The organism is Streptomyces sp. NPDC031418 (genome assembly GCF_055581605.1).
Genome location: NZ_JBVIJC010000007.1, coordinates 123023 through 142490, shown reverse-complemented (window position 1 = coordinate 142490; position 19468 = coordinate 123023). Strand labels below are relative to the sequence as shown.

At 72.8% G+C, this 19468-nt stretch carries 17 protein-coding genes; 11 read left to right on the top strand and 6 right to left on the bottom strand.

Annotated features, from left to right (window positions below; all coding sequences use genetic code 11):
* Window positions 1-68: 68 nt before the first annotated feature.
* The 3 genes from ACZ5CZ_RS11560 to ACZ5CZ_RS11550 all read left to right on the top strand — a co-directional run bounded on the left by ACZ5CZ_RS11560 (window position 69) and on the right by ACZ5CZ_RS11550 (window position 4022).
* Window positions 69-746: a SanA/YdcF family protein gene (locus ACZ5CZ_RS11560; RefSeq protein WP_385844726.1), complete on the top strand. Its 678-nt coding sequence runs from the start codon at window positions 69-71 to the stop codon at window positions 744-746.
* Between the two features lie 129 nt (window positions 747-875).
* Window positions 876-3137: a molybdopterin oxidoreductase family protein gene (locus ACZ5CZ_RS11555; protein WP_468941644.1), complete on the top strand. Its 2262-nt coding sequence runs from the start codon at window positions 876-878 to the stop codon at window positions 3135-3137.
* 51 nt (window positions 3138-3188) lie between these two features.
* Window positions 3189-4022, top strand: coding sequence for an arylamine N-acetyltransferase family protein (locus ACZ5CZ_RS11550; RefSeq protein ID WP_468941642.1), 834 nt, complete (start codon window positions 3189-3191; stop codon window positions 4020-4022).
* Between the two features lie 91 nt (window positions 4023-4113).
* On the opposite strand, the gene ACZ5CZ_RS11545 is transcribed toward ACZ5CZ_RS11550, so the two are convergent.
* Window positions 4114-4551, bottom strand: a complete 438-nt coding sequence (locus tag ACZ5CZ_RS11545) for a gamma-glutamylcyclotransferase family protein (protein WP_468941639.1) — start codon at window positions 4549-4551, stop codon at window positions 4114-4116.
* A gap of 138 nt (window positions 4552-4689) precedes the next feature.
* Between ACZ5CZ_RS11545 and ACZ5CZ_RS11540 the strand changes: the two genes are divergently transcribed.
* The 3 genes from ACZ5CZ_RS11540 (at window position 4690) to ACZ5CZ_RS11530 (ending at window position 8072) form a co-directional block, all read left to right on the top strand.
* Window positions 4690-6339: a M4 family metallopeptidase gene (locus ACZ5CZ_RS11540; protein ID WP_385844720.1), complete on the top strand. Its 1650-nt coding sequence runs from the start codon at window positions 4690-4692 to the stop codon at window positions 6337-6339.
* Between the two features lie 311 nt (window positions 6340-6650).
* Window positions 6651-7178: a hypothetical protein gene (locus ACZ5CZ_RS11535; protein WP_385844719.1), complete on the top strand. Its 528-nt coding sequence runs from the start codon at window positions 6651-6653 to the stop codon at window positions 7176-7178.
* A gap of 138 nt (window positions 7179-7316) precedes the next feature.
* On the top strand, window positions 7317-8072 hold the full coding sequence (locus ACZ5CZ_RS11530; RefSeq protein ID WP_468941635.1) for a class F sortase: 756 nt from the start codon (window positions 7317-7319) through the stop codon (window positions 8070-8072).
* On the opposite strand, the gene ACZ5CZ_RS11525 is transcribed toward ACZ5CZ_RS11530, so the two are convergent.
* Window positions 8069-8542, bottom strand: coding sequence for an SRPBCC family protein (locus ACZ5CZ_RS11525; protein ID WP_385844717.1), 474 nt, complete (start codon window positions 8540-8542; stop codon window positions 8069-8071). The genes ACZ5CZ_RS11530 and ACZ5CZ_RS11525 overlap by 4 nt on opposite strands.
* Before the next feature lie 85 nt (window positions 8543-8627).
* Between ACZ5CZ_RS11525 and ACZ5CZ_RS11520 the strand changes: the two genes are divergently transcribed.
* Both ACZ5CZ_RS11520 and ACZ5CZ_RS11515 read left to right on the top strand, forming a co-directional pair.
* A complete protein-coding gene (locus tag ACZ5CZ_RS11520) occupies window positions 8628-9536 on the top strand; it encodes a LysR family transcriptional regulator (protein ID WP_385844716.1) in 909 nt (302 codons plus the stop codon).
* Between the two features lie 93 nt (window positions 9537-9629).
* Window positions 9630-11249 carry an AMP-binding protein gene (locus ACZ5CZ_RS11515; RefSeq protein ID WP_468941631.1) on the top strand — a complete coding sequence of 540 codons (1620 nt, stop codon included), beginning with the start codon at window positions 9630-9632 and terminating at the stop codon, window positions 11247-11249.
* Window positions 11250-11256: 7 nt separating this feature from the next.
* Here ACZ5CZ_RS11515 and ACZ5CZ_RS11510 read toward each other — a convergent pair whose 3' ends face one another.
* Complete coding sequence (locus ACZ5CZ_RS11510; protein ID WP_385844713.1) at window positions 11257-12039, bottom strand: sulfite exporter TauE/SafE family protein; 783 nt, start codon at window positions 12037-12039, stop codon at window positions 11257-11259.
* A gap of 177 nt (window positions 12040-12216) precedes the next feature.
* Between ACZ5CZ_RS11510 and ACZ5CZ_RS11505 the strand changes: the two genes are divergently transcribed.
* Genes ACZ5CZ_RS11505 through nirD form a run of 3 tightly spaced genes read left to right on the top strand, consistent with a single transcriptional unit; the run spans window position 12217 to window position 16405 of the window.
* Window positions 12217-13431 (top strand): NAD(P)/FAD-dependent oxidoreductase, encoded by a 1215-nt coding sequence (locus ACZ5CZ_RS11505; RefSeq protein WP_468941628.1) that lies wholly within the window; start codon window positions 12217-12219, stop codon window positions 13429-13431.
* Window positions 13431-16055, top strand: coding sequence for a nitrite reductase large subunit NirB (gene nirB / locus ACZ5CZ_RS11500; RefSeq protein WP_468941626.1), 2625 nt, complete (start codon window positions 13431-13433; stop codon window positions 16053-16055). Before ACZ5CZ_RS11505 ends, nirB begins: the two co-directional genes overlap by 1 nt.
* Window positions 16052-16405 (top strand): nitrite reductase small subunit NirD, encoded by a 354-nt coding sequence (gene nirD, locus ACZ5CZ_RS11495; protein WP_468941624.1) that lies wholly within the window; start codon window positions 16052-16054, stop codon window positions 16403-16405. Before nirB ends, nirD begins: the two co-directional genes overlap by 4 nt.
* Window positions 16406-16419: 14 nt before the next feature.
* Here nirD and ACZ5CZ_RS11490 read toward each other — a convergent pair whose 3' ends face one another.
* From ACZ5CZ_RS11490 to ACZ5CZ_RS11480, 3 genes are read right to left on the bottom strand one after another with little or no spacing between them, the layout of a single operon-like run.
* Window positions 16420-17253 carry a carbohydrate ABC transporter permease gene (locus ACZ5CZ_RS11490; RefSeq protein WP_385844707.1) on the bottom strand — a complete coding sequence of 278 codons (834 nt, stop codon included), beginning with the start codon at window positions 17251-17253 and terminating at the stop codon, window positions 16420-16422.
* Window positions 17246-18148 carry a carbohydrate ABC transporter permease gene (locus ACZ5CZ_RS11485; protein WP_385844705.1) on the bottom strand — a complete coding sequence of 301 codons (903 nt, stop codon included), beginning with the start codon at window positions 18146-18148 and terminating at the stop codon, window positions 17246-17248. Before ACZ5CZ_RS11485 ends, ACZ5CZ_RS11490 begins: the two co-directional genes overlap by 8 nt.
* Window positions 18145-19398: an ABC transporter substrate-binding protein gene (locus ACZ5CZ_RS11480; protein WP_468941621.1), complete on the bottom strand. Its 1254-nt coding sequence runs from the start codon at window positions 19396-19398 to the stop codon at window positions 18145-18147. The genes ACZ5CZ_RS11485 and ACZ5CZ_RS11480 overlap by 4 nt, the downstream gene beginning before the upstream one ends.
* Window positions 19399-19468: the final 70 nt, after the last annotated feature.

The window sequence follows — 19468 nt, the reverse complement described above, 5'->3', positions numbered from 1 at the left end:
CGATGTGAGGCGAACCGGAGCGCGCCCGTCGGCGTCCTCCATGAGCGGAACCGAATCATGGGGGCACTATGAAGATCCGTCGACCGCGGCTGCCGCGCACACGCCAGGGACAGCGCCGGCTGGTGCAGGCCGTGGTGGCCGGATGCGTGCTGGCGCTGCTGCCGGCGACCTGGCTGTTCGTGTCGACGGCGGACCGGCTGCGCACGACGGCCGACGCGCCGCAGGCACCCGTCGCGGTGGTGTTCGGCGCGGGGCTGTGGAACGGCGAGCCGTCGCCGTACCTGGCGCACCGGCTGGACGCGGCGGTGACGCTGTACCGGCAGGGACGGGTCAAGGTCCTCCTGGTCACCGGGGACAACAGCCGCAAGGACTACGACGAGCCGGACGCCATGCGCACCTACCTGCGCCGGCACGGGGTGCCGGACGGGCGGATCGTGCGGGACTACGCCGGGTTCGACACCTGGGACTCCTGTGTGCGGGCCAAGAAGATCTTCGGCGTGGACCGGGCGGTGCTGGTCAGCCAGGGCTTCCACATCCGGCGGGCGGTGGCGCTGTGCGAGGCGGCGGGGATCGACTCGTACGGCGTGGGGGTCGCCGCCACCCACGACGTGACCTGGTACTACGGCGGCACCCGCGAGGTGTTCGCGGCGGGCAAGGCGGCGCTGGACGTGGTGTTCCGGCCGGATCCGCAGTTCCTCGGCCCCAAGGAGCAGGGGGTGACCCGGGCGCTGGCCACCGAGCGGTGACGGCTACGGCTACGGCTACGGCTACGGCTACGGCCTCACGGTGCCCGGTCGCGCGCGGGGAGGTCGCCGTGCCGGGGGTGTAACCGGGGGCGGGCACGGGCCGTAACACGCCGGAAGCACGCTGGGCACATGGAGAACACCTCGACGCCCACCCACTGCCCGTACTGCGCCTTGCAGTGCGGGATGAACATCACGCCCCTGCCCACGGGGGGCGTCGAGGTCACCGAGCGGGTGGACTTCCCGGTGAACCGGGGCGCGCTGTGTGGCAAGGGGCGTACGGCGGCCGAGGTGCTGTCGCCCGCGGTCCGGCTGACCTCGCCGCTGGTGCGGTCGGGCGGCCGGCTGGTGGAGGCGAGCTGGACCGAGGCGCTGGACCGGATCGCCGGCCGGCTCGGGGCGACGCGCGAGCGGTACGGCGCCGACGCGCTGGGCGTGTTCGGCGGCGGCGGACTGACGAACGAGAAGGCGTACGCACTCGGCAAGTTCGCCCGGGTGGTGCTCGGCACCTCGCAGATCGACTACAACGGCCGCTTCTGCATGTCGTCGGCCGCGGCGGCGGGCGCTAAGGCGTTCGGTCTGGACCGGGGCCTGCCTTTCCCGCTGGAGGACATCCCGAAGAGCGGGTGTGTGATCCTCGTCGGTTCCAACCTCGCGGAGACGATGCCGCCCTCGCTGCGGTTCTTCTCGGAACTGCGGGAGAACGGCGGCACGCTGATCGTCGTCGACCCGCGCCGCACCCGGACCGCCGAACAGGCCGACCTGCATCTCGCACCGCGCCCGGGCACGGATCTCGCCCTCGCCCTCGGCCTGTTGCACCTGGTGGTGGCCGAGGGGCGGGCGGACGAGGAGTACATACGGGAGCGGACCAGCGGCTGGGAGGAGGCCCGGGCCGGGGCCATGGCGCACTGGCCGGAGTACGTGGAGCGGATCACGGGGGTGTCCGTTCCCGAACTGCGCCGGGCGGTCCGGATGTTCTGCGAGCCCGAGTCGGCGATGGTGCTCACCGCGCGCGGGCCGGAGCAGCAGGCCAAGGGCACGGACACGGTGGGCGCGTGGATCAACCTGTGCCTGGCGACGGGGCGCGCGGGGCGGCCGTACAGCGGTTACGGCTGTCTGACCGGGCAGGGCAACGGACAGGGCGGCCGGGAACACGGGCAGAAGGCCGACCAGTTGCCCGGCTACCGCAGGCTGGACGATCCGGCGGCACGCGCGCACGTGGCCGGCGTGTGGGGCGTGGACCCGGACAGTCTGCCGGGTCCGGGCCGCAGCGCGTACGAACTCCTCGACGCCCTCGGTACGGAGGTCCGGGCGCTGCTGCTGATGGGCTCCAACCCGGTGGTGTCGGCGCCGCGCGCGGCCCACGTCGAGGAGCGGCTGCGGTCGCTGGACTTCCTGGCGGTGGCCGACGTGGTGCTGTCGGAGACGGCGGAACTGGCCGATGTGGTGCTGCCGGTCACCCAGTGGGCGGAGGAGACGGGTACGACGACCAGCCTGGAGGGCAGGGTGCTGCTGCGCCGCCGGGCCGTCGCTCCGCCGCCCGGGGTCCACAGCGACCTGTACGTCCTGCACGAGCTGGCGGACCGGCTGGGGGTGGAGAAGGGCTTCCCGGCCGACCCGGAGGAGGTCTTCGAGGAGCTCCGCCGGGCGAGCGCGGGCGGCCCGGCGGACTACTCGGGGATCACCTACCGCAGGCTGGCGGAGGAGAACGGGGTCTTCTGGCCGTGCCCGCAGGGGGCGGCGGGACCGGACACTGCCCCTGTCGCGCCGGCCGTGGCCGACGCACCTGCTGCCGCCGAGGGCGGATCCACAGCCGGTTCCGGACCTCATCCCGGCGCCCCCCGCCTCTTCCTCGACCGTTTCGCCACCCCCGACGGCCGGGCCCGGTTCGTGCCGGTGACGCACCGGCCGACGGCGGAGGAGCCCGACGCCGAGTACCCGCTGCTGCTGACCACCGGGCGGGTCGTGGCGCAGTACCAGTCGGGCGCCCAGACCCGGCGGGTGGCGGAGCTGAACGCGGCCGCGCCGGGCCCCTTCGTGGAGCTGCACCCGCGGCTCGCGCGCCGCCTCGGCGCCGCGGAGGGCGACCGGCTGGCGGTGGTCTCCCGCCGCGGCCGGGCGGTGGCACCGGCCCGCATCACGACCGCGATCCGCCCCGACACGGTCTTCATGCCCTTCCACTGGCCGGGCGAGGGCCGCGCCAACACCCTCACCAACCCGGCCCTGGACCCGACGTCCCGGATGCCGGAGTTCAAGGTGTGCGCGGTGCGGGTGGAGGTCGTGGGCCCTCGGGCGGAGGGCGGGGGCGCGGCGGAGGGCGGGGGCGCGGCGGGCCTCCACCCTGCGGTGCACAACGGCTTCCACCCTGCGGTGCACAACGGCTTCCACCCGTGATCCATCCGGGGGCCGAGGCGGGAAGGGGCCGGGTCCGCGTACGGTCCTGGTATGTCCGACAGCAAGCGATTCGATCTCGACGCCTATCTGGCCCGCATCGGGTGGGAGGGCGACCGGCGGCCCGGCCTCGGCACGCTGCGGGGTGTGCATCTGGCCCACGCCCGGTCCCTGCCCTTCGAGAACCTGGACGCCGTGTCCGGCAGAGTGCCGTCGCTGGCCGCCGCCGACCTGGTGGCCAAGATGGTGCACGGGCGGCGCGGCGGTTACTGCTACGAGCACAACACCCTGCTGCGGCTGGCGCTGGAGGCGCTCGGATTCCGGGTGACGCTGCTGGCCGGGCGGGTGGTGCTGGGCGCGGATACGCCGGAGAGCCGGCCGCGGACGCACGCGATGCTGCGGGTGGAGGTGCCGGGCGAGCCGGAGCCGTATCTGGCGGACGTCGGTTTCGGCGCGGTGGGGGCGCTGCTGCTGCCGGTGCCGCTGGTGACCGGTGTGGAGTTCGAGGGGGCGGGGCGCCGGCACCGGCTGGCGGTGCTGCCGCACCAGGGGCCGCTGGAGCTGTGGGCGTTGCAGGTGTACGACGGCCGGGAGCGGGACTGGGTCGGGCAGTACGCGTTCACCGTGGAGCCCATCGCGCCCGTCGATCTGGAGATGTTCAACTGGTACATCGCCACCAGCCCCCGCTCGCCCTTCACCCGCCGCCCGTATCTCCAGCGCACCACGGCCGACCGCCATCTCGCCCTGGACGGGACCCTGTTGACGGAGACGCTGGCCGACGGGACGGTACTCGAGAGAAAGCTGGCCGGGGAGGCCGAGGCGCGCCGGGTGGTGGCGGCGGAGTTCGGGATCGAGGTGCCGGCGGGGGTGCAGCTGACGGCCGGCTGAGCGTCCCCGGCGCGGACCCTCGCCCCCCATCTCCCGGCAGGCCTCACCCCCTCGCGCCCCGCCTGTCCCGGCCCCTCGCGCCAGGCCGGTCTCACCCCCTCGACAGCCAGTCCCCGCTGGCGATCCGTCGTCCCTCCGCTCGCAGCCGGGCGGCCACCGGTGGGGCTGCCAGGTAGACCCAGGCGCGGACCGGGGTGCCGTCGGGGCGCAGGGCGTCGCGGGTGACACGGTCGTAGAGGTTGCGGGGGTCGCCCGGGGTGTACTCCTCCAGCCGGTCCAGCGCGGCGAGGAGTGCGTCGTAAGCCTCCGGGCGGGCGGTGACCAGGGCGCCGTGGACGGAAGTGCCGGGGTGGTCGACGGCGTAGGGGTAGCCGGGGCCGTCGTACAGGGCGGTGTCCGGGAGGCGCGCGGGTCCCTCGGCGGCGGTGCGTCCGCGCAGGAACAGATCGTGGTTCGGCTCGCCGGGGCGGAGCGTGCCGTAGACGAAGAAGGGCAGCTGCGCGCGCTGTTCGGGGTCCGGGGCGATCACGGAACCGATTCTGGACCCCCTCGGGCTCCCCACACATCTCCATGAAGGCGCTATGGACATGACATGTCGTGGCCTCTTAAATCTCACTCGGCATCAGCGCCACCCCACGCCTTGACTGGCGCCTTCCCGAGGAGACAGATGAGCCGGATACGGCAGCACGTCCGAGGACCCCGTCGTCTCGCCACCGCCGGCGTCGCCGCCACCACCGCGACCCTGCTGGCCGTCGCCCTCTCCCCCGCCGCCCACGCCGACGCCAGACCCACCCGGGCGGCCGCGATCCAGAACGCCGCGTCGGCCCTCCTGAGCCACGCCGCGAGCCTGAACCTGACCGACGCCGAGCGCACCAGCGTCCGCGACGTGATCGTGGACAAGGACGGCACCCAGCACGTCCGCTACGACCGCACCTACCGCGGACTGCCGGTACTCGGCGGCGACTTCGTCGTCCATCTGACCCCGAGCGGCGGCTTCCGCGGCGCCGACCGCGCGACCAGGCGCACCATATCCCTGCCCACCATCACCCCCGCGATCAGCGCCCCCAAGGCCTCCGACCTGGCCGTGAACGCCCTGCGCGCCGTCCACCTCGGCGAGTCGCTACGGCAGGTCAAGGCCAAGCCCGAGCTGATCGTCGACGCCCTGCACGGCGCCCCCAGGCTGGCCTGGCGCACCAACGTGGCCGGCCTGGACTCGCTCGGCAACCCGGTCGCCCGCACCGTCCTCACCGACGCCCGCACCGGCGCCCGGATCGACGCCTGGGACAGCATCGAGACGGCGTCCGGGGACGGCCAGTCGCTGTACAGCGGCACCGTCCCGCTGGAGACGACCTCGTCCGGGTCGGCGTACCAGCTCACGGACCCCACCCGCGGCAACACCTACACCGGGGACGCGGCCAACAAGACCGACCTGTGCTTCCTCGGCATCTGCTTCAGCCGGGCCCCGTCGACCGTGTTCACGGACTCGGACAACCACTGGGGCACGGGCAGCAACGCCGACCGTTCCTCGGCCGCCGTCGACGCCCAGTACGGCACCAACATGACCTGGGACTTCTACAAGAACACCTTCGGGCGCAACGGCATCGCGGGCGACGGCAAGGGCTCGTACAACCGCGTCCACTACGGCAGCGGCTACAACAACGCCTTCTGGGACGACAGCTGCTTCTGCATGACCTACGGCGACGGCGACGGCAGCACCTTCGGGCCGCTGGTCGCGCTGGACGTCGCCGGGCACGAGATGACCCACGGGGTCACGTCGAAGACGGCGGCGCTCACGTACTCGGGCGAGTCGGGCGGGCTGAACGAGGCCACCTCGGACATCCTCGGCACGATGGTCGAGTGGTACGCCAACAACTCCTCCGACCCCGGTGACTACCTCATCGGCGAGAAGATCGTGAAGTCCGGCTTCGGCAAGACCGCGCTGCGCTTCATGGACCAGCCCTCCAAGGACGGCAACTCGGCCGACTACTGGAGCAGTTCGGTCGGGAACCTGGACGTCCACTACTCCTCCGGCGTCGCCAACCACTTCGCCTATCTGCTGGCGGAGGGCAGCGGAGCGAAGACCATCAACGGCGTCAGCTACAACTCGCCGACGTACAACGGCTCGACCGTCACCGGCATCGGCCGGGACAAGGTGGCCCGCATCTGGTACCGGGCGCTGACCACCTACATGACGTCCTCGACCAACTACGCGGGCGCCCGCACGGCCACGCTGAACGCCGCCAAGGACCTGTACGGCGCGGGCAGCACCGAGTACAACGCGGTGGCCGCGGCCTGGAGCGCGGTCAACGTGAACTGACGGCTCCTCGGGTGACGGCTCCTCGGGTGACGGTGTGGCCGTCCGCGCGCCGTCACCCGTTCAACGGCATCCGTCGCTCCATTCGTGTGTTCTTCGTACAACCCTCTCGTCCACGACCCCCGCACGCCCGTGACCTGCCCGGACTTCCGGCGGGATAGGCCGTGTGGGGGTCGTCGGCGACACCCGTTCACCGCAGTGCCGCCCGCCTGCCCGGCAAGCGGAACTCCCCGACTGCGACTTACCTCGGTAGCGAACGAGCCGACCGGACACGCCGGACGGACAAGCCGAACCGCGAGCCCTTGGGGAGCACCATGCGACGCCGACGCCTCGCCCGTCTGCTGACCGGCACCGCGCTCGCCGCGGCCGCGGCGGGACTCGCCGCGGCACCCGCGTACGGCGGCGCGGCCGGCCGCCTCGACGTGTACCCGTCCACGGTGGCGCCCGGCGCACAGGTCACGGTGAACACCGCGGTGTGCGGTGAGAAGGGCTCCGCGACCGGGGACGCGGGGGCGGTCGGCGCCGGGACGTTCACGCTGGCGCCCAGCACGCACGAGGGCGAGGCGATCGGCCAGTTCCGGGTGCCGTCGAGCGCGCAGCCGGGGACGTACGAGATCGTCGCCAAGTGCGCCGAGGGCGACCGCCAGGCGACGGGCGACCTGGTGGTCGCGCTGAGCGCGGCGCACGAGCAGGTGCAGCCGCGGGGCAGCCTGAAGACGGGGGTCGGCGGCGCACTCGGCCCCGACCCCGTGCAGACCGCGGCGGGCCTGGCGGCGCTGGCCGTCGCCGCCGCGGGCGGTACCTGGCTCCTGCATCGCCGGGCGAGAGGCGACGGGATCTGACGGACACCCTCCGCTGTCCGTCCGCCGGTACCGCACGCCCCACCCCCTCCGGGTCCGATGCCCCTCGCGGCCCGGAGGGGGAGGGGCCCAGCCTCGGGGGTCCGCCGTCAGGGTTCGCCTCCACGAGAGGGGGTTCGCATGCGCAGGACCGCCAGGACCGCCAGGACCGTCAGGACCGCGAGAACGGCCGGACCCGCCGGGACCGCCAGGCTCGGCGACACCGCGATAGCCGCCCTCACCGTCGTCGCCCTCTGCTCGGGCGTATGGCTGCTCGGCGGTGGCACCGGGACACACGCCCCGCCGCCCCAGCCGTCGGCCGCCGAGGGCCGGGCCACCGGCCCGCACGGCGGCGAGCAGCCCGCCGCTCCCGCGCTGCCGCCCTCCCCTCCCCGGCGCATCCGTATCCCCGCGATCCACGTGGACGCGCCGCTCATGGGACTGGCCCTCACCCGCTCCGGCAGCCTGGACGTCCCGCCCGCCGACCGGAAGAACCTGGCCGGCTGGTACGAGGCCGGCACCACCCCCGGCGAGACGGGCACCGCGATCGTCGCCGGCCATGTCGACAACGCCGAGGGCCCGGCCGTCTTCTACGGCCTCGGCGCGCTCCGCCGGGGCGCGGTCGTCGAGGTGGACCGCAGCGACGGCACGGTGGCCGTGTTCACGGTGGACGCGGTCGAGGTCTACCCGGCCCGCGACTTCCCCGACGAGAAGGTCTACGGCGCCGCCCCCCGCCCCGAACTCCGGGTGATCACCTGCGGCGGCGGCTACTCACGGACCACCGGCTACCAGGGCAACGTGGTCGTCTTCGCCCACCTGACGGGGAGCCGGCCCCTGGCCGAGGAAAGCCCCAGCCGGCCCATCCCCGAGGAAGAACCCCCCGGAGAATCGTCCTAGGCGGCCCCGGTCGTCCGGCGGATCACGTCCAGGGTGTGCCGTACCGTGCGCGCCGTGCTGTCCCGCATCCGCTCGATCGTGGCGGCGTCCGGTCCGGCCGCGGCGTCCTCGCCGTGGAAGGTGATCTCGCTGGCGAAGCTCAGGGTGAGTCCGCCGTCCGCGTCCTGCCCGATCTCGTTGTGGATCACCCAGGTGGCCCGGTCGTCGTCACGGTGGAAGCTGACCCGCCGGCCCGGCCGGAAGACGACGTCCTCCCTGATCCGCTCACCCCGCACGACCACCTCCCGCACCAGGCCGTCGGCCCGGCGCTCCAGCACCGTGCACTCGGACATGCCCTCGATGAAGGGGACAGCGTTCTCGGCCTTCCGCCGCAGCCCGTCCCACAGCTCGTCCCGGTCGAGCCGGTACTGCCCCTCCTCGGCGGGGTCGTTGACGGGCTGGGTGACCTCGATGCGTATCACGTCGATCACTGCGACTCCGGGAGACGGTCGGTCCGAAAGCTTCTCGATCCGTCAACCCGCCTGAGATCCAGCTCTATTCCGCGAGACTACGGCCATGGATCTGCTGTCGCTGCGCTACTTCCAGGCCGTGGCCCGCCACCAGCACATCAGCCGGGCCGCGGCCGAACTCCGGGTCGCCCAACCGTCGGTGAGCCGGACCATCATCCGGCTGGAGGCGGAACTCGGCGTCCCGCTGTTCGACCGCCCGGGCCGCCGGGTCCGGCTGAACGAGCACGGGGCCGCCTTTCTGCGCCGGGTCGACCGGGCGCTGGCCGAACTCGACGACGCCCAGCGGGAGATGGCCGACGCCTCGGGTGCCGGTCCGGGCCGGATCGCCGTCGCCGCCGAGACCTTGCTCCAGCTGTCCGACGTGCTGTCCGCCTTCCGGGCGCTGCGCCCCGAGGCGAAGGTGCGCCTGTTCCAGGCCCCGGTGGACGCCATGGCGCGCCATCTGGCCGGCGGGGACGTGGACTTCGCGCTCGCGTCCCAGCCGCTGGCCGGGCCGGAACTGCGCTCGGTGGAGCTGGTGCGGGAGGAGGTCCTGCTGGCGGTGCCGCCCGGGCACCGGCTGGCCGGACGGGACCGCGTCACCGTCGCCGAGCTGGCCGCCGAGGAGTTCGTCAGCACCCGCCCCGGACACTGGCAACGGGTTCTGCTGGAGCGGCTCTTCGCCCGGGAGGGGCTGACCCCCCGGGTGGTCTGCGAGGGTGACGAAGCCGCCGCCACCCCGGGGCTGATCGGCGCCGGGCTGGGCATCGGTCTGATGCCGGCCGTCGCCCGGCGGGCCCTCGGCGACGACGGCCGTGTGGCCTGGCTGCACCTGGACGCCCCGGACTGCCATCGCACGCTGACCCTGGTGTGGCGCCGGCACGCCTATCTCTCGCCCGCCGCGCAGGACTTCCGCAGGCTGGCCACCGAGCGGTTCGCCCTGTCCGACGGGCACTTCATACCCGATGCGCCATGAGCACATGACGGGATCGGTCGTGGAAGGCATGAGCGCCCGGCACTAGCGTCGTACACGCCCGTCCACCCGGTCCGACCAGGGAGAACACCCGCGATGAGCCAGCACCCCGGCACCGCCGAGGCCGGTTTCCGCAGCTACGTGGAGGCCGTCCTGCACACCCTGTCCGCCGACCCGTCCCGCGCCGCCGTCACCACCGCCGAGGGGCGGGTGATCAGCGCGGGGGAGTTCCGGGACCAGGTCCTCCGGCTCGGCGCGGAACTCGCCGCGCGCGGGGTGGGCCGCGGCACCACCGTCACCCTGCTCACCGGCAACACCGCCGAGGCACTGACCGCCCGCTACGCCGCCAATCTCGCCGGCGCCCGGGTGGTCGGCCTCTACGAGGGCATGAGCGCGCAGGTCATGGCCGCCCTGATGGCGAGCACGGACTGCGCCCTGCTCCTGGTGGACGGCCGGCAGCAGGGGCCCGCACGGGAACTGGCGGGCGTACCCGGCACTCCCCCGATGCTCCGCCTCGGACCCGGCGGCCTCGCCGAGGACGGCCCGGGCGAGGACGGCCCGGCCGAAGGCGGCCTCGCTGGAGACACCCTCGCCCAGGACATCGAAGACGTCCTCGCCGCGGCCGCCCGGCGCCCCGCACGGCCGGTGACCGCTCCGGTCGGCCCGGACGACGACTGGTGCATCCGGCACACCGGCGGCACCACCGGCATCCCCAAGGGCATCCGGATGCGTCACGGCTCGTACCTGAGCACCCTGGACCGGGGCCTCGCGGGCGCCGGCGACCCGCCCCGCTTCCTGGCCTGCACCCCCCTCGCGCATCTCGCCGGCATCCTCGCCGACATGGCGCTGTACCAGGGCGGCTCGGTGGTCCTGCGGCACGGCTTCGAGCCCGGGGACGTGCTCGCCGCGATCGAGCGCGAGCGCATCACCCACACCTGGCTGCTGCCGCCGCTGCTCTACCAGTTGCTGGACCACCCGGACCTGCCCGGCACCGACCTGTCCGGCCTGAGCCGGGTCACCTACGGCGGCACGGCCGCCTCACCGGCCCGGCTGCGCCAGGCGGCCAAGGCCCTGGGACCCGTGCTCTACGGCCTGTACGGGCAGGCCGAGACCCAGCACATCACGGAGGCGGGGCCCGGTGACGTGGAGCGGACCGGCCCGGGCGGACAGCTGACCGTCGGCCGGGCCCTGCCCGGGGTGGAGATCGCCGTCCGGGACGCCGACGGCACCACCCTGCCGCCCGGCGAACGCGGCGAGGTGCAGGTGCGCTCGCCGTATGTGATGAGCGGGTACTGGAAGCAGCCGGAGCTGACCGCGCAGGTGCTGCGGGACGGCTGGGTGCACACCGGCGACGTCGGCTGTCTGGACGAGGACGGCTTTCTCTACCTCGTGGACCGGATCAAGGAGATGATCGTGGTCGTCGGGGGCCATGTGTATCCGGCGGAGCTGGAGGAGCTGCTGCTCGGCCATCCGGGGGTGGCCCGGTGCGCGGTCTTCGGCGTGCGGGACGAGGAGTCGGTGGAGCATGTCCACGCGGCCGTGGTGCCCGCCGCCGGGCACCGGCCCTCGCTCGCGGAGATCCGGGACCATGTCACCGCCCGCAAGGGGCGCCTCTACGCCCCCGACGCCCTGCACCTGGTGCCGGACATCCCGCTGACTGCGGCCGGCAAGCCGGACAAGCGGCTGCTGCGGTCCACGCTGGCCGGACAGGACTGAGCGGGTCCTACGCCAGCCACTGCTCGTACGCCAGATTCGCCACCAGCGCGAACACCACCGTCAGCAGCACGCCCCGGACGAACCCGCTGCCCTTCTTCAGCGCGGTGCGGGCGCCGAGCATGCCGCCGGCGAGGTTGAACGCGGCCAGCAGCGCGGCCAGTTGCCACAGGACCGTGCCCTGCCAGGCGAACATCGCGAGGGCCCCGGCGTTGGTGCAGCAGTTGACGATCTTGGCGGTGGCGGAGGCGGTGACCAGGTCCAGCGGGAGCAGCGCGGTGAGCGTGAGGACCAGGAAGGTACCGGTGCCGGGGCCGATCAGGCCGTCGTAGCCGCCGATGCCGAGGCCGGCCAGGCCGATCGCGGCGAGCTTCTGCCGGCGGGTGGCCGGGCCCGCCGCCGGTGCCGTGCCGAAGGCCGGGCGCAGGATCACGAAGGCCGCGACCCCGAGCAGCACCACCATGATCACCGGCTTGAGCACCTCCGTACTCATCCCGGCGGCGAAGAAGGCCCCGGCGGAGGAACCGGCGAGCGCGGCCAGGCCGATGCGCACCGCCATGCCGACGTCCAGCGGCGCCCGGCGCGCGTAGGTCACGGCCGCGCCGCTCGTCCCCACGATCGCGACCGCCTTGTTGGTGCCGAGCACGGAGGCGGCCGGGGTCGCGGCGGGCAGGCCGAGCAGCAGGGCCGGCAGAAGCAGCAGCCCGCCCCCGCCGACCACCGCGTCGATCCATCCGGCCGCCAGGGCGGCCACACACAGCAGGGCTACGACGGTCACGGGTATGTCGGGCATGATCACGACCCTAGAGCAGCACGCGACCGCCCCGCCGCCCCTGCGGAACCCTCACAGCCCTTCCCGCCGCCCGCGCGGGACCCTCACACCCCCGGCGCGCCCCCGCTGAGGGCAGCGTTCCGCACGGGAAACAGAGGTGATGCTGCCGGGTAACGTCGGGGACGCACGCTCAGGGACATGACCTCGAATACGCGTGTGGTGGTGATCGGCGCCGGCCTCGCGGGCGTACGGCTCGCCCGGCGGCTCGGCGAGCTGGGCACGCCCGCGCTGCTCGTCGGCGAGGAGGAGCACCCGCCGTACAACCGGGTGCTGCTCGCCGAGGTGCTGGCCGGCCGGTACGCCCCCGAGGTGATCGGCCTCCCGGCCCCCGAGGGCCTGCTGCGTACCCGGGTCACCGGGATCGACCGGTCCGGGCGGACCGTCGAGTGCGCCGACGGCACCTCGATCGCATACGGCACCCTGGTCCTCGCGACCGGCTCCAACCCGGTACTGCCGCCGCTGCGCGGTCTGTTCACCCCCGGCCACCAGCTGCCCGAGGGCGTCCACGCGTTCCGCACCATGGACGACTGCCTGGGGCTGGCCAAGGCGGTCCGGCCGGGGGTGCGCGCGGTCGTCGTCGGCGGCGGGCTGCTCGGGGTCTCCGCGGCCCGCGCGCTCGCCGTGCGCGGCGCCCAGGTGGTCCTCGCCCAGCAGGCCGAGCGGCTGATGGAACGCCAGCTCGACCCGGACGCCTCCCGCCTGGTGCTGCGGCATCTGACGGACCTGGGCGTCGAGGTGCACACCGAGTGCCGGGTGCGCAACGTGCGCTCGGTCGCGGGCGCGGTCCGCTCGGTGGAACTGGCCGACGGCTACGCGCTCGACGCCGACCTGGTGGTCCTCGCCTGCGGGGTGCGGCCGCGCACCGGTCTGGCGGAGCAGGCGGGACTCGCCGTGCACCAGGGCATCCTGGTGGACGACGAACTGCGCACCTCCGACCCGCACATCCGCGCCGTCGGCGACTGCGTCCAGCACCGCGGCACGGTCTACGGCCTGGCCGCCCCGGCGCTGGAACAGGCCGACGCGCTGGCCGGGCTGCTCGCCGGGGACCCGGACGCGCGCTACACCGGCACCCGTTCCCTGACCCGGCTCACCCTCACCGGACCCGACGCGCCGTTCGACCTCGCCGCCTTCGGCGAGCCGGAGGCGCGCCCCGGCGACGACGTGGTGCGGCTCGCCGACGCCACCCGGGGCACCTATCGCAAGGTCGTCGTCCGCGACGACCGCCTGGTCGGCGGGGTCCTCGTCGGCGAACTCGGCACCGTCGGCGCGCTCGCCCGCGCCTGGGAGGGAGCGGAGCCGCTCCCCGACGACGGCCCCCTGCTGCACCTGCTCACGAATGACGGAGGCTCCTGATGTCCACGACCGCACCTGCCGGGGACCGCCCCACGATCGTGCTCGTCGGCCATGGCATGGTCGGCCAGCGCTTCCTCGAAGCGCTCGGCGAACGCGGTCTGACCGCGACGCACCGCGTGGTCGTGCTGTGCGAGGAGCCGCGTCCGGCCTACGACCGGGTCCAGCTGACCTCCTACTTCGCCGGCCGCACCCCGGAGGACCTGTCCCTGACGGACCTCGACTTCATCGCGGAGCACGGCATCGAGCTGCACCTCGGCGACCCGGCGGAGACGATCGACCGGGCGGCGCGCACGGTGACCGCCCGCTCCGGGCTGACCGTCGGCTACGACGTGCTGGTCCTGGCCACCGGCTCCTACCCGTTCGTGCCGCCGGTGCCGAACAAGGACGCCGCGGGCTGCTTCGTCTACCGGACCATCGAGGACCTGCTGGCCATCGAGGAGTACGCGAAGGCGAGGGCGACGACGGGTGCCGTGGTCGGCGGCGGGCTGCTGGGCCTGGAGGCGGCCGGCGCGCTGAAGGGCCTCGGACTCGACACGCACATCGTGGAGTTCGCGCCGCGGCTGATGCCGGTGCAGGTGGACGAGGGCGGTGGCGCGGCGCTGCTGCGCACCATCGAGGGCATGGGCCTGACCGTGCACACGGGCACCGGCACCCAGGAGATCGTCGTCGGCGACGACGGCTCGGTCACCGGGATGAAGCTGTCCGACGGCTCGCGACTCGACGTCGACATGGTGGTGTTCAGCGCCGGTGTCCGGCCCCGCGACCAGCTGGCCCGGGAGTGCGGCCTCACGGTCGGCGAGCGCGGCGGCATCGCCGTGGACGAGCAGTGCCGTACGGTCGGCGACCCGCGGGTGTTCGCGATCGGCGAGTGCGCGCTGGCGGCGGACGGCCGGGTGTACGGCCTGGTGGCGCCCGGCTACGAGCAGGCGGAGACGGCCGCGGCCACCATCGCCGCCGACGAGGCGTCCTTCACCGGCGCCGACCTGTCCACCAAGCTGAAGCTGCTCGGCGTCGACGTGGCCTCCTTCGGCGACGCGCACGGCACCACCGAGGACTGCCTGGACGTCGTCTACTCCGACTCCCGCGCGGGCCTGTACAAGAAGCTGGTCATCGGCAAGGACGGCACGCTGCTCGGCGGCATCCTGGTCGGTGACGCGGAGGCGTACGGCACTCTGCGGGCCCTGACCGGTTCGGTGCCGCCCGTCTCCCCCGAGTCGCTCGTCCTGCCCGCGGGAGCGGACGCGGGGGCCCGGCTCGGCCCGTCGGCGCTGCCCGACGAGGCGATCGTCTGCTCCTGCCACAACGTCAGCAAGGGCGCCATCCGCGAGGCGGTGACGGAGCACCGGTGCACCAGCGTGCCCGAAGTGAAGAAGTGCACCAGGGCGGGCACCGGCTGCGGCAGTTGCGTCAAGGTGCTGGGCCAGCTGGTGGACGCCGAGCTGGAGGCGTCCGGCATCGAGGTGGACACGGGGCTGTGCGGCTGCTTCGGGCAGACCCGCGAGGAGCTGTACGAGATCGTCCTGGCGCTGCGGATCACGTCGTACCGGGACCTCCTCGACCGCTACGGCCGGGAGGGCGCCCGGGGCGGCGACGGCTGCGAGGTGTGCAAGCCGGCGGTGGCCTCGATCATCGCCTCCCTGGCCCCGACGATCGGCGCCAGCGGCTATGTCCTCGACGGCGAGCAGGCGGCGCTCCAGGACACCAACGACCACTTCCTCGCCAACCTCCAGAAGAACGGCTCGTACTCGGTCGTGCCGCGCATCCCCGGCGGGGAGATCGCCCCCGAGAAGCTGATCGTGATCGGTGAGATCGCCCGGGACTTCGGCCTCTACACGAAGATCACCGGCGGCCAGCGGATCGACATGTTCGGCGCGCGGGTCGAGCAGCTGCCGCTCATCTGGGCGCGGCTGGTGGACGCCGGCTTCGAGTCCGGGCACGCGTACGGCAAGTCGCTGCGCACGGTGAAGTCCTGCGTGGGCCGGACCTGGTGCCGCTACGGCGTCCAGGACTCCGTCCGCATGGCGATCGACCTGGAGCTGCGCTACCGCGGTCTGCGCTCCCCGCACAAGCTGAAGTCCGCGGTCTCGGGGTGCGCCCGCGAGTGCGCCGAGGCCCAGTCGAAGGACTTCGGGGTGATCGCCACCGCCAACGGCTGGAACCTGTACGTCGGCGGCAACGGCGGCGCGACCCCGCGCCACGCGGACCTGCTCGCCCAGGACCTGTCGGACGCCGAACTGGTCCGGCTGATCGACCGGTTCCTGATGTTCTACATCCGCACCGCCGACCGCCTGGAGCGCACCTCGACCTGGCTGGAGCGGATCCCGGGCGGCCTGGACCACGTCCGGGACGTGGTGGTGCGCGACTCGCTCGGCATCTGCGACGAGCTGGAGAAGCTGATGCGGGCGCATGTCGCGCACTACCGAGACGAGTGGGCGGAGACCATCAACGACCCGGAGCGGCTCGCCCGGTTCGTGTCCTTCGTGAACGCCCCCGACACCCCCGACCCGGTGGTCGCCTTCGTCCCCGAGCGCGACCAGATCAAGCCCGACCTGCCGCTGCTGTCCATCGGCACGCGGCCCGCCGGAACCCCGGCCGACGTCCTGGAAGGAAGCGCCCAGCGATGACCCTGGCACTCGAGACCACCACCGACCTGAAGATCGAGCTCCGGCTGGCCGACGGCTGGCTCCCGGTCTGCGACCTGGACCGGCTGGTACCGGGCCGTGGAGTGGCGGCCCTGCTGCCGGACGGCCGCCAGGTGGCGCTCTTCCGGGACCGTACCGACCGGGTGTACGCCATCGGCAACGTCGACCCGTTCACCGGCGCGGCCGTCCTCTCGCGGGGCCTGACCGGCACCCATCAGGGCCGCCCGTTCGTCTCCTCCCCGCTGCTGAAGCAGCGCTTCGACCTGGCCAGCGGGGAGTGCCTGGACGACGAGTCGGTGCGGGTGCCGGTGTACGAGGTGCGCCGCGCCTGACCCGGCCGGTGCTCTCAGTCGATCCCCGACCGCTCCACCCCGGCCACGATCCACCGCTGGAAGCACAGGAACACCACCAGCAACGGCAGGACCGACACGACCGCCGCGAGGAACAGTTCGTGCAGCCGTACGACCTGGGAGGTGGTGAAGGCCGACAGCGCGACCTGCACCGTCCAGGCGTTCCGGTCCTGCCCGATCACCAGCGGCCAGAGGAAGGAGTTCCACGCTCCGAGGAACACGATCGTCCCGACGGCCGCGAACACCGGCCGCGCGTTCGGCACGACCACGAGCCAGTACGTGCGCCAGTACCCGAGCCCGTCCACCTGTGCCGCGTCCTCCAACTCCCTTGGAAAACCCAGGAAGTACTGCCGGAAGACGAAGCAGGCGAAGGCGGAGAACAGCGTCGGTACGATCAGCCCGCGCAGCGTGGAGACCCAGCCCAGCGAGGACACCAGGACGAAGCTGGGGACGAAGGTGACGGCGGCCGGGACGAGCAGGGTGCCGAGGATGCCGTAGAAGACCTTGTTCGCGTGCCGGTACGGGATGCGCGCGAGGCCGTACCCCGCGAGGGAGGCCAGGAGCAGGGTGCCGGCCGTCGTCGCGACGGCGATCAGCGCGGAGTTGAGCAGGGACCGCGCGAACGGCACGGACGGGTCCTGGAACAGCTCCGCGACATTGCCCCATCGCACCTCATGGGGCAGGAAGGTCCACTGCGGCGAGGTGATGTCCTGCTCGCTGGAGAGCCCGTTGCGGAGCAGCAGATAGAAGGGGACGAGGAAGACGACGGCGAGCACGAGGAGCAGCACCGTCCGCAACGCCCGCCCCGCCCGCACCAGAGAGTCACCCATCGGCGTCCGCCCTCCCCAGCCGCAGCCACCGCGCCTGTCCGACCGTGACGACCGCGATGATCAGCGCGAGGATCACCGCGCCGGCGCTGCCGAGCCCGAGATCCTGCCCCTGCCCCAGAGCGACGTAGTACAGATAGACCAACGGCGGCCGGGCATACGGCGGATAACCCCGCGCATCCGACAACAGATTATAAAACTCGTCAAAAGCCTGAAAGGCGTTGACGACGAGCAGCAGCACCACCGCGACCGAGGTGGCGCGCAGCTGGGGCAGGGTGATGTGCCGCAGCACCGTCCAGCCGGGCCGGGCCCCGTCCACGGCGGCCGCCTCGTACAGCACCGGATCGATCCGCTGAAGCCCCGCGAGGAAGAGGATCATGTAGAACCCGGCCTGCAACCACAGCCGTACGGTCACGATGACGAGCCAGTACCAGGGCGGATCCGCACTCGCCAGCCAGGCGACGGGATCACCCCCGAACCAGCCCAGCACGGTGTTGACCAGCCCGAACCGCACCCCGCTGAAGAGCGACATCTTCCACACGAGGGCCGCGACCACATAACTGCACGCGGCCGGAAGGAAGAACACGGACCGGAAGAAGGCGCGCGCCCACCGCACCCGGTTGACCATCAGCGCGAGGGAGAGCGAGACGAGGTAAGTGACGGGCACAATGAACGCGGCAAAAGCAAGAAAAGTACCTAAACTGCTCCTGAACGCCCCATCCTCGACCATTCTCAGATAATTGCCGAGTCCGACGAAGTGGGTGGGCATGACGGTGTTGTGCGCGTCGAAGAAGCTCAGCGCGACGCTCCACAGCAACGGAACATAGGTGAAGAGAACCAGCCCGCCGACGAACGGCCCGACGAACACCCAGAACCACAGCGCCCGCCGCGCCCTCACGACGCACTCCCGCCCTTCTTCACCCGCCTCAATTCCTCCTCCGCCTTCCCTACGACCCCCCGCATTTCCCGCTCCGGATCGGCGCCGTCCCTGATGATCCGGCTGAGGGCGTCCTGGTAGGCGGTCTGGGCGGCCGGGGTCCACAGCAGCGGCTGGGCGTAGCCGTGGTCGGTGGCGAACCGGACCGCGTCGGCGGCGGCACCGGAGCGGAGCGCGGCGGCCTTCTTGGCGAGGGAGATCCGTGCCGGAATATGAAACCCATATCCCAGCGCGAAATCCTCCTGGTATTCCGTCTTCTCCACCCACAGCCACCGCACGAACTCCTTGGCGGCCTCCCGGTGCCGGCTGCGCGCGCTGACGGCGGCGGCGTAGGCGCCGACGGGCGCGGCGGGCCGCCCGGCGCTGCCGTCCGCCGGGAAGGGCAGCACCCCGAAGTCGTCCCCCAGCTCCTTCCTCACCTGCGGCAGCGCCCACAGCCCGGACCACTGCATCGCGGTGAGCCCCTGCACGAAGGCCGACGGATCCGACCAGTCGCTGGGCGCGCCGAGCAGCAGCGACTTCTCGGCGTACAGCCGGTGCAGCTTGCCCAGGGTGCGGGCGGCGGCGGAATCGGCGAAGCCGACCTTCCCCTCCGTGGTGACCAGCTCGAGCCCGGCCGCGTAGAGCGGAGTCGCCCCCAGCGCCCCGGCACCGCCGTCGTTGCCGAGGAAGATCCCCTTCACCGCCCCCTTGGTGAGCTTCCGGGCCGCGTCCACGAGGGCGTCCACGGTGCGGGGCGGCTCGACCCCGGCCTCGCTCAGCAGGCTCTTGCGGTAGTAGAGCAACTGCATGTCGACGACCTGCGGAATCCCGAAGACCCGCCCCTCGTACGTCTTCGGCCCGAGCACGGCCGGGTTGAAGTCGTCCCTGACCCCCTCGAGCAGATCGCTGAGATCGACCACCTGCCCGCCCTGGATCTGGTCCAGGGTGGGCCCGTTGACCTCGAACACATCGGGCCCGGAGTCGGTGAGCAGCGCGGCGGCGGTCTGCTGGTCGTAGTTCCCCGGCCGCCACTGCACCTCGACCCGGGCCTTCTTGTAGGCGGCGGCATACCGCTCGACGGCCTGCTCGGTACCGGGCTCGCCGTACTGGTGATACCACTGCGACAGCGAGTCCCCGGCTCCTCCGCCGCGCCCGTTGTTCCCTCCGCAACCGGTCAGCACGCCGGCGGCTGTGGCCGCCAGCAGCGTCCTACGGCTGATGCTGGTCATCTCGTGCCCCCTGACGTCCGCCATCGATGCACGGCCCAACGATCAGCCATCCCCCCCGATTACGAAAGAC

Bases quoted from the DNA above. Each gene is read 5' to 3' on its own strand.
- ACZ5CZ_RS11560 (WP_385844726.1), top strand. From the start codon at position 69: ATGAAGATCCGTCGACCGCGGCTGCCGCGCACACGCCAGGGACAGCGC.
- ACZ5CZ_RS11555 (WP_468941644.1), top strand. From the start codon at position 876: ATGGAGAACACCTCGACGCCCACCCACTGCCCGTACTGCGCCTTGCAG.
- ACZ5CZ_RS11550 (WP_468941642.1), top strand. From the start codon at position 3,189: ATGTCCGACAGCAAGCGATTCGATCTCGACGCCTATCTGGCCCGCATC.
- ACZ5CZ_RS11540 (WP_385844720.1), top strand. From the start codon at position 4,690: ATGAGCCGGATACGGCAGCACGTCCGAGGACCCCGTCGTCTCGCCACC.
- ACZ5CZ_RS11535 (WP_385844719.1), top strand. From the start codon at position 6,651: ATGCGACGCCGACGCCTCGCCCGTCTGCTGACCGGCACCGCGCTCGCC.
- ACZ5CZ_RS11530 (WP_468941635.1), top strand. From the start codon at position 7,317: ATGCGCAGGACCGCCAGGACCGCCAGGACCGTCAGGACCGCGAGAACG.
- ACZ5CZ_RS11520 (WP_385844716.1), top strand. From the start codon at position 8,628: ATGGATCTGCTGTCGCTGCGCTACTTCCAGGCCGTGGCCCGCCACCAG.
- ACZ5CZ_RS11515 (WP_468941631.1), top strand. From the start codon at position 9,630: ATGAGCCAGCACCCCGGCACCGCCGAGGCCGGTTTCCGCAGCTACGTG.
- ACZ5CZ_RS11510 (WP_385844713.1), bottom strand. From the start codon at position 12,039: ATGCCCGACATACCCGTGACCGTCGTAGCCCTGCTGTGTGTGGCCGCC.
- ACZ5CZ_RS11505 (WP_468941628.1), top strand. From the start codon at position 12,217: ATGACCTCGAATACGCGTGTGGTGGTGATCGGCGCCGGCCTCGCGGGC.
- nirB (WP_468941626.1), top strand. From the start codon at position 13,431: ATGTCCACGACCGCACCTGCCGGGGACCGCCCCACGATCGTGCTCGTC.
- nirD (WP_468941624.1), top strand. From the start codon at position 16,052: ATGACCCTGGCACTCGAGACCACCACCGACCTGAAGATCGAGCTCCGG.
- ACZ5CZ_RS11490 (WP_385844707.1), bottom strand. From the start codon at position 17,253: ATGGGTGACTCTCTGGTGCGGGCGGGGCGGGCGTTGCGGACGGTGCTG.
- ACZ5CZ_RS11480 (WP_468941621.1), bottom strand. From the start codon at position 19,398: ATGACCAGCATCAGCCGTAGGACGCTGCTGGCGGCCACAGCCGCCGGC.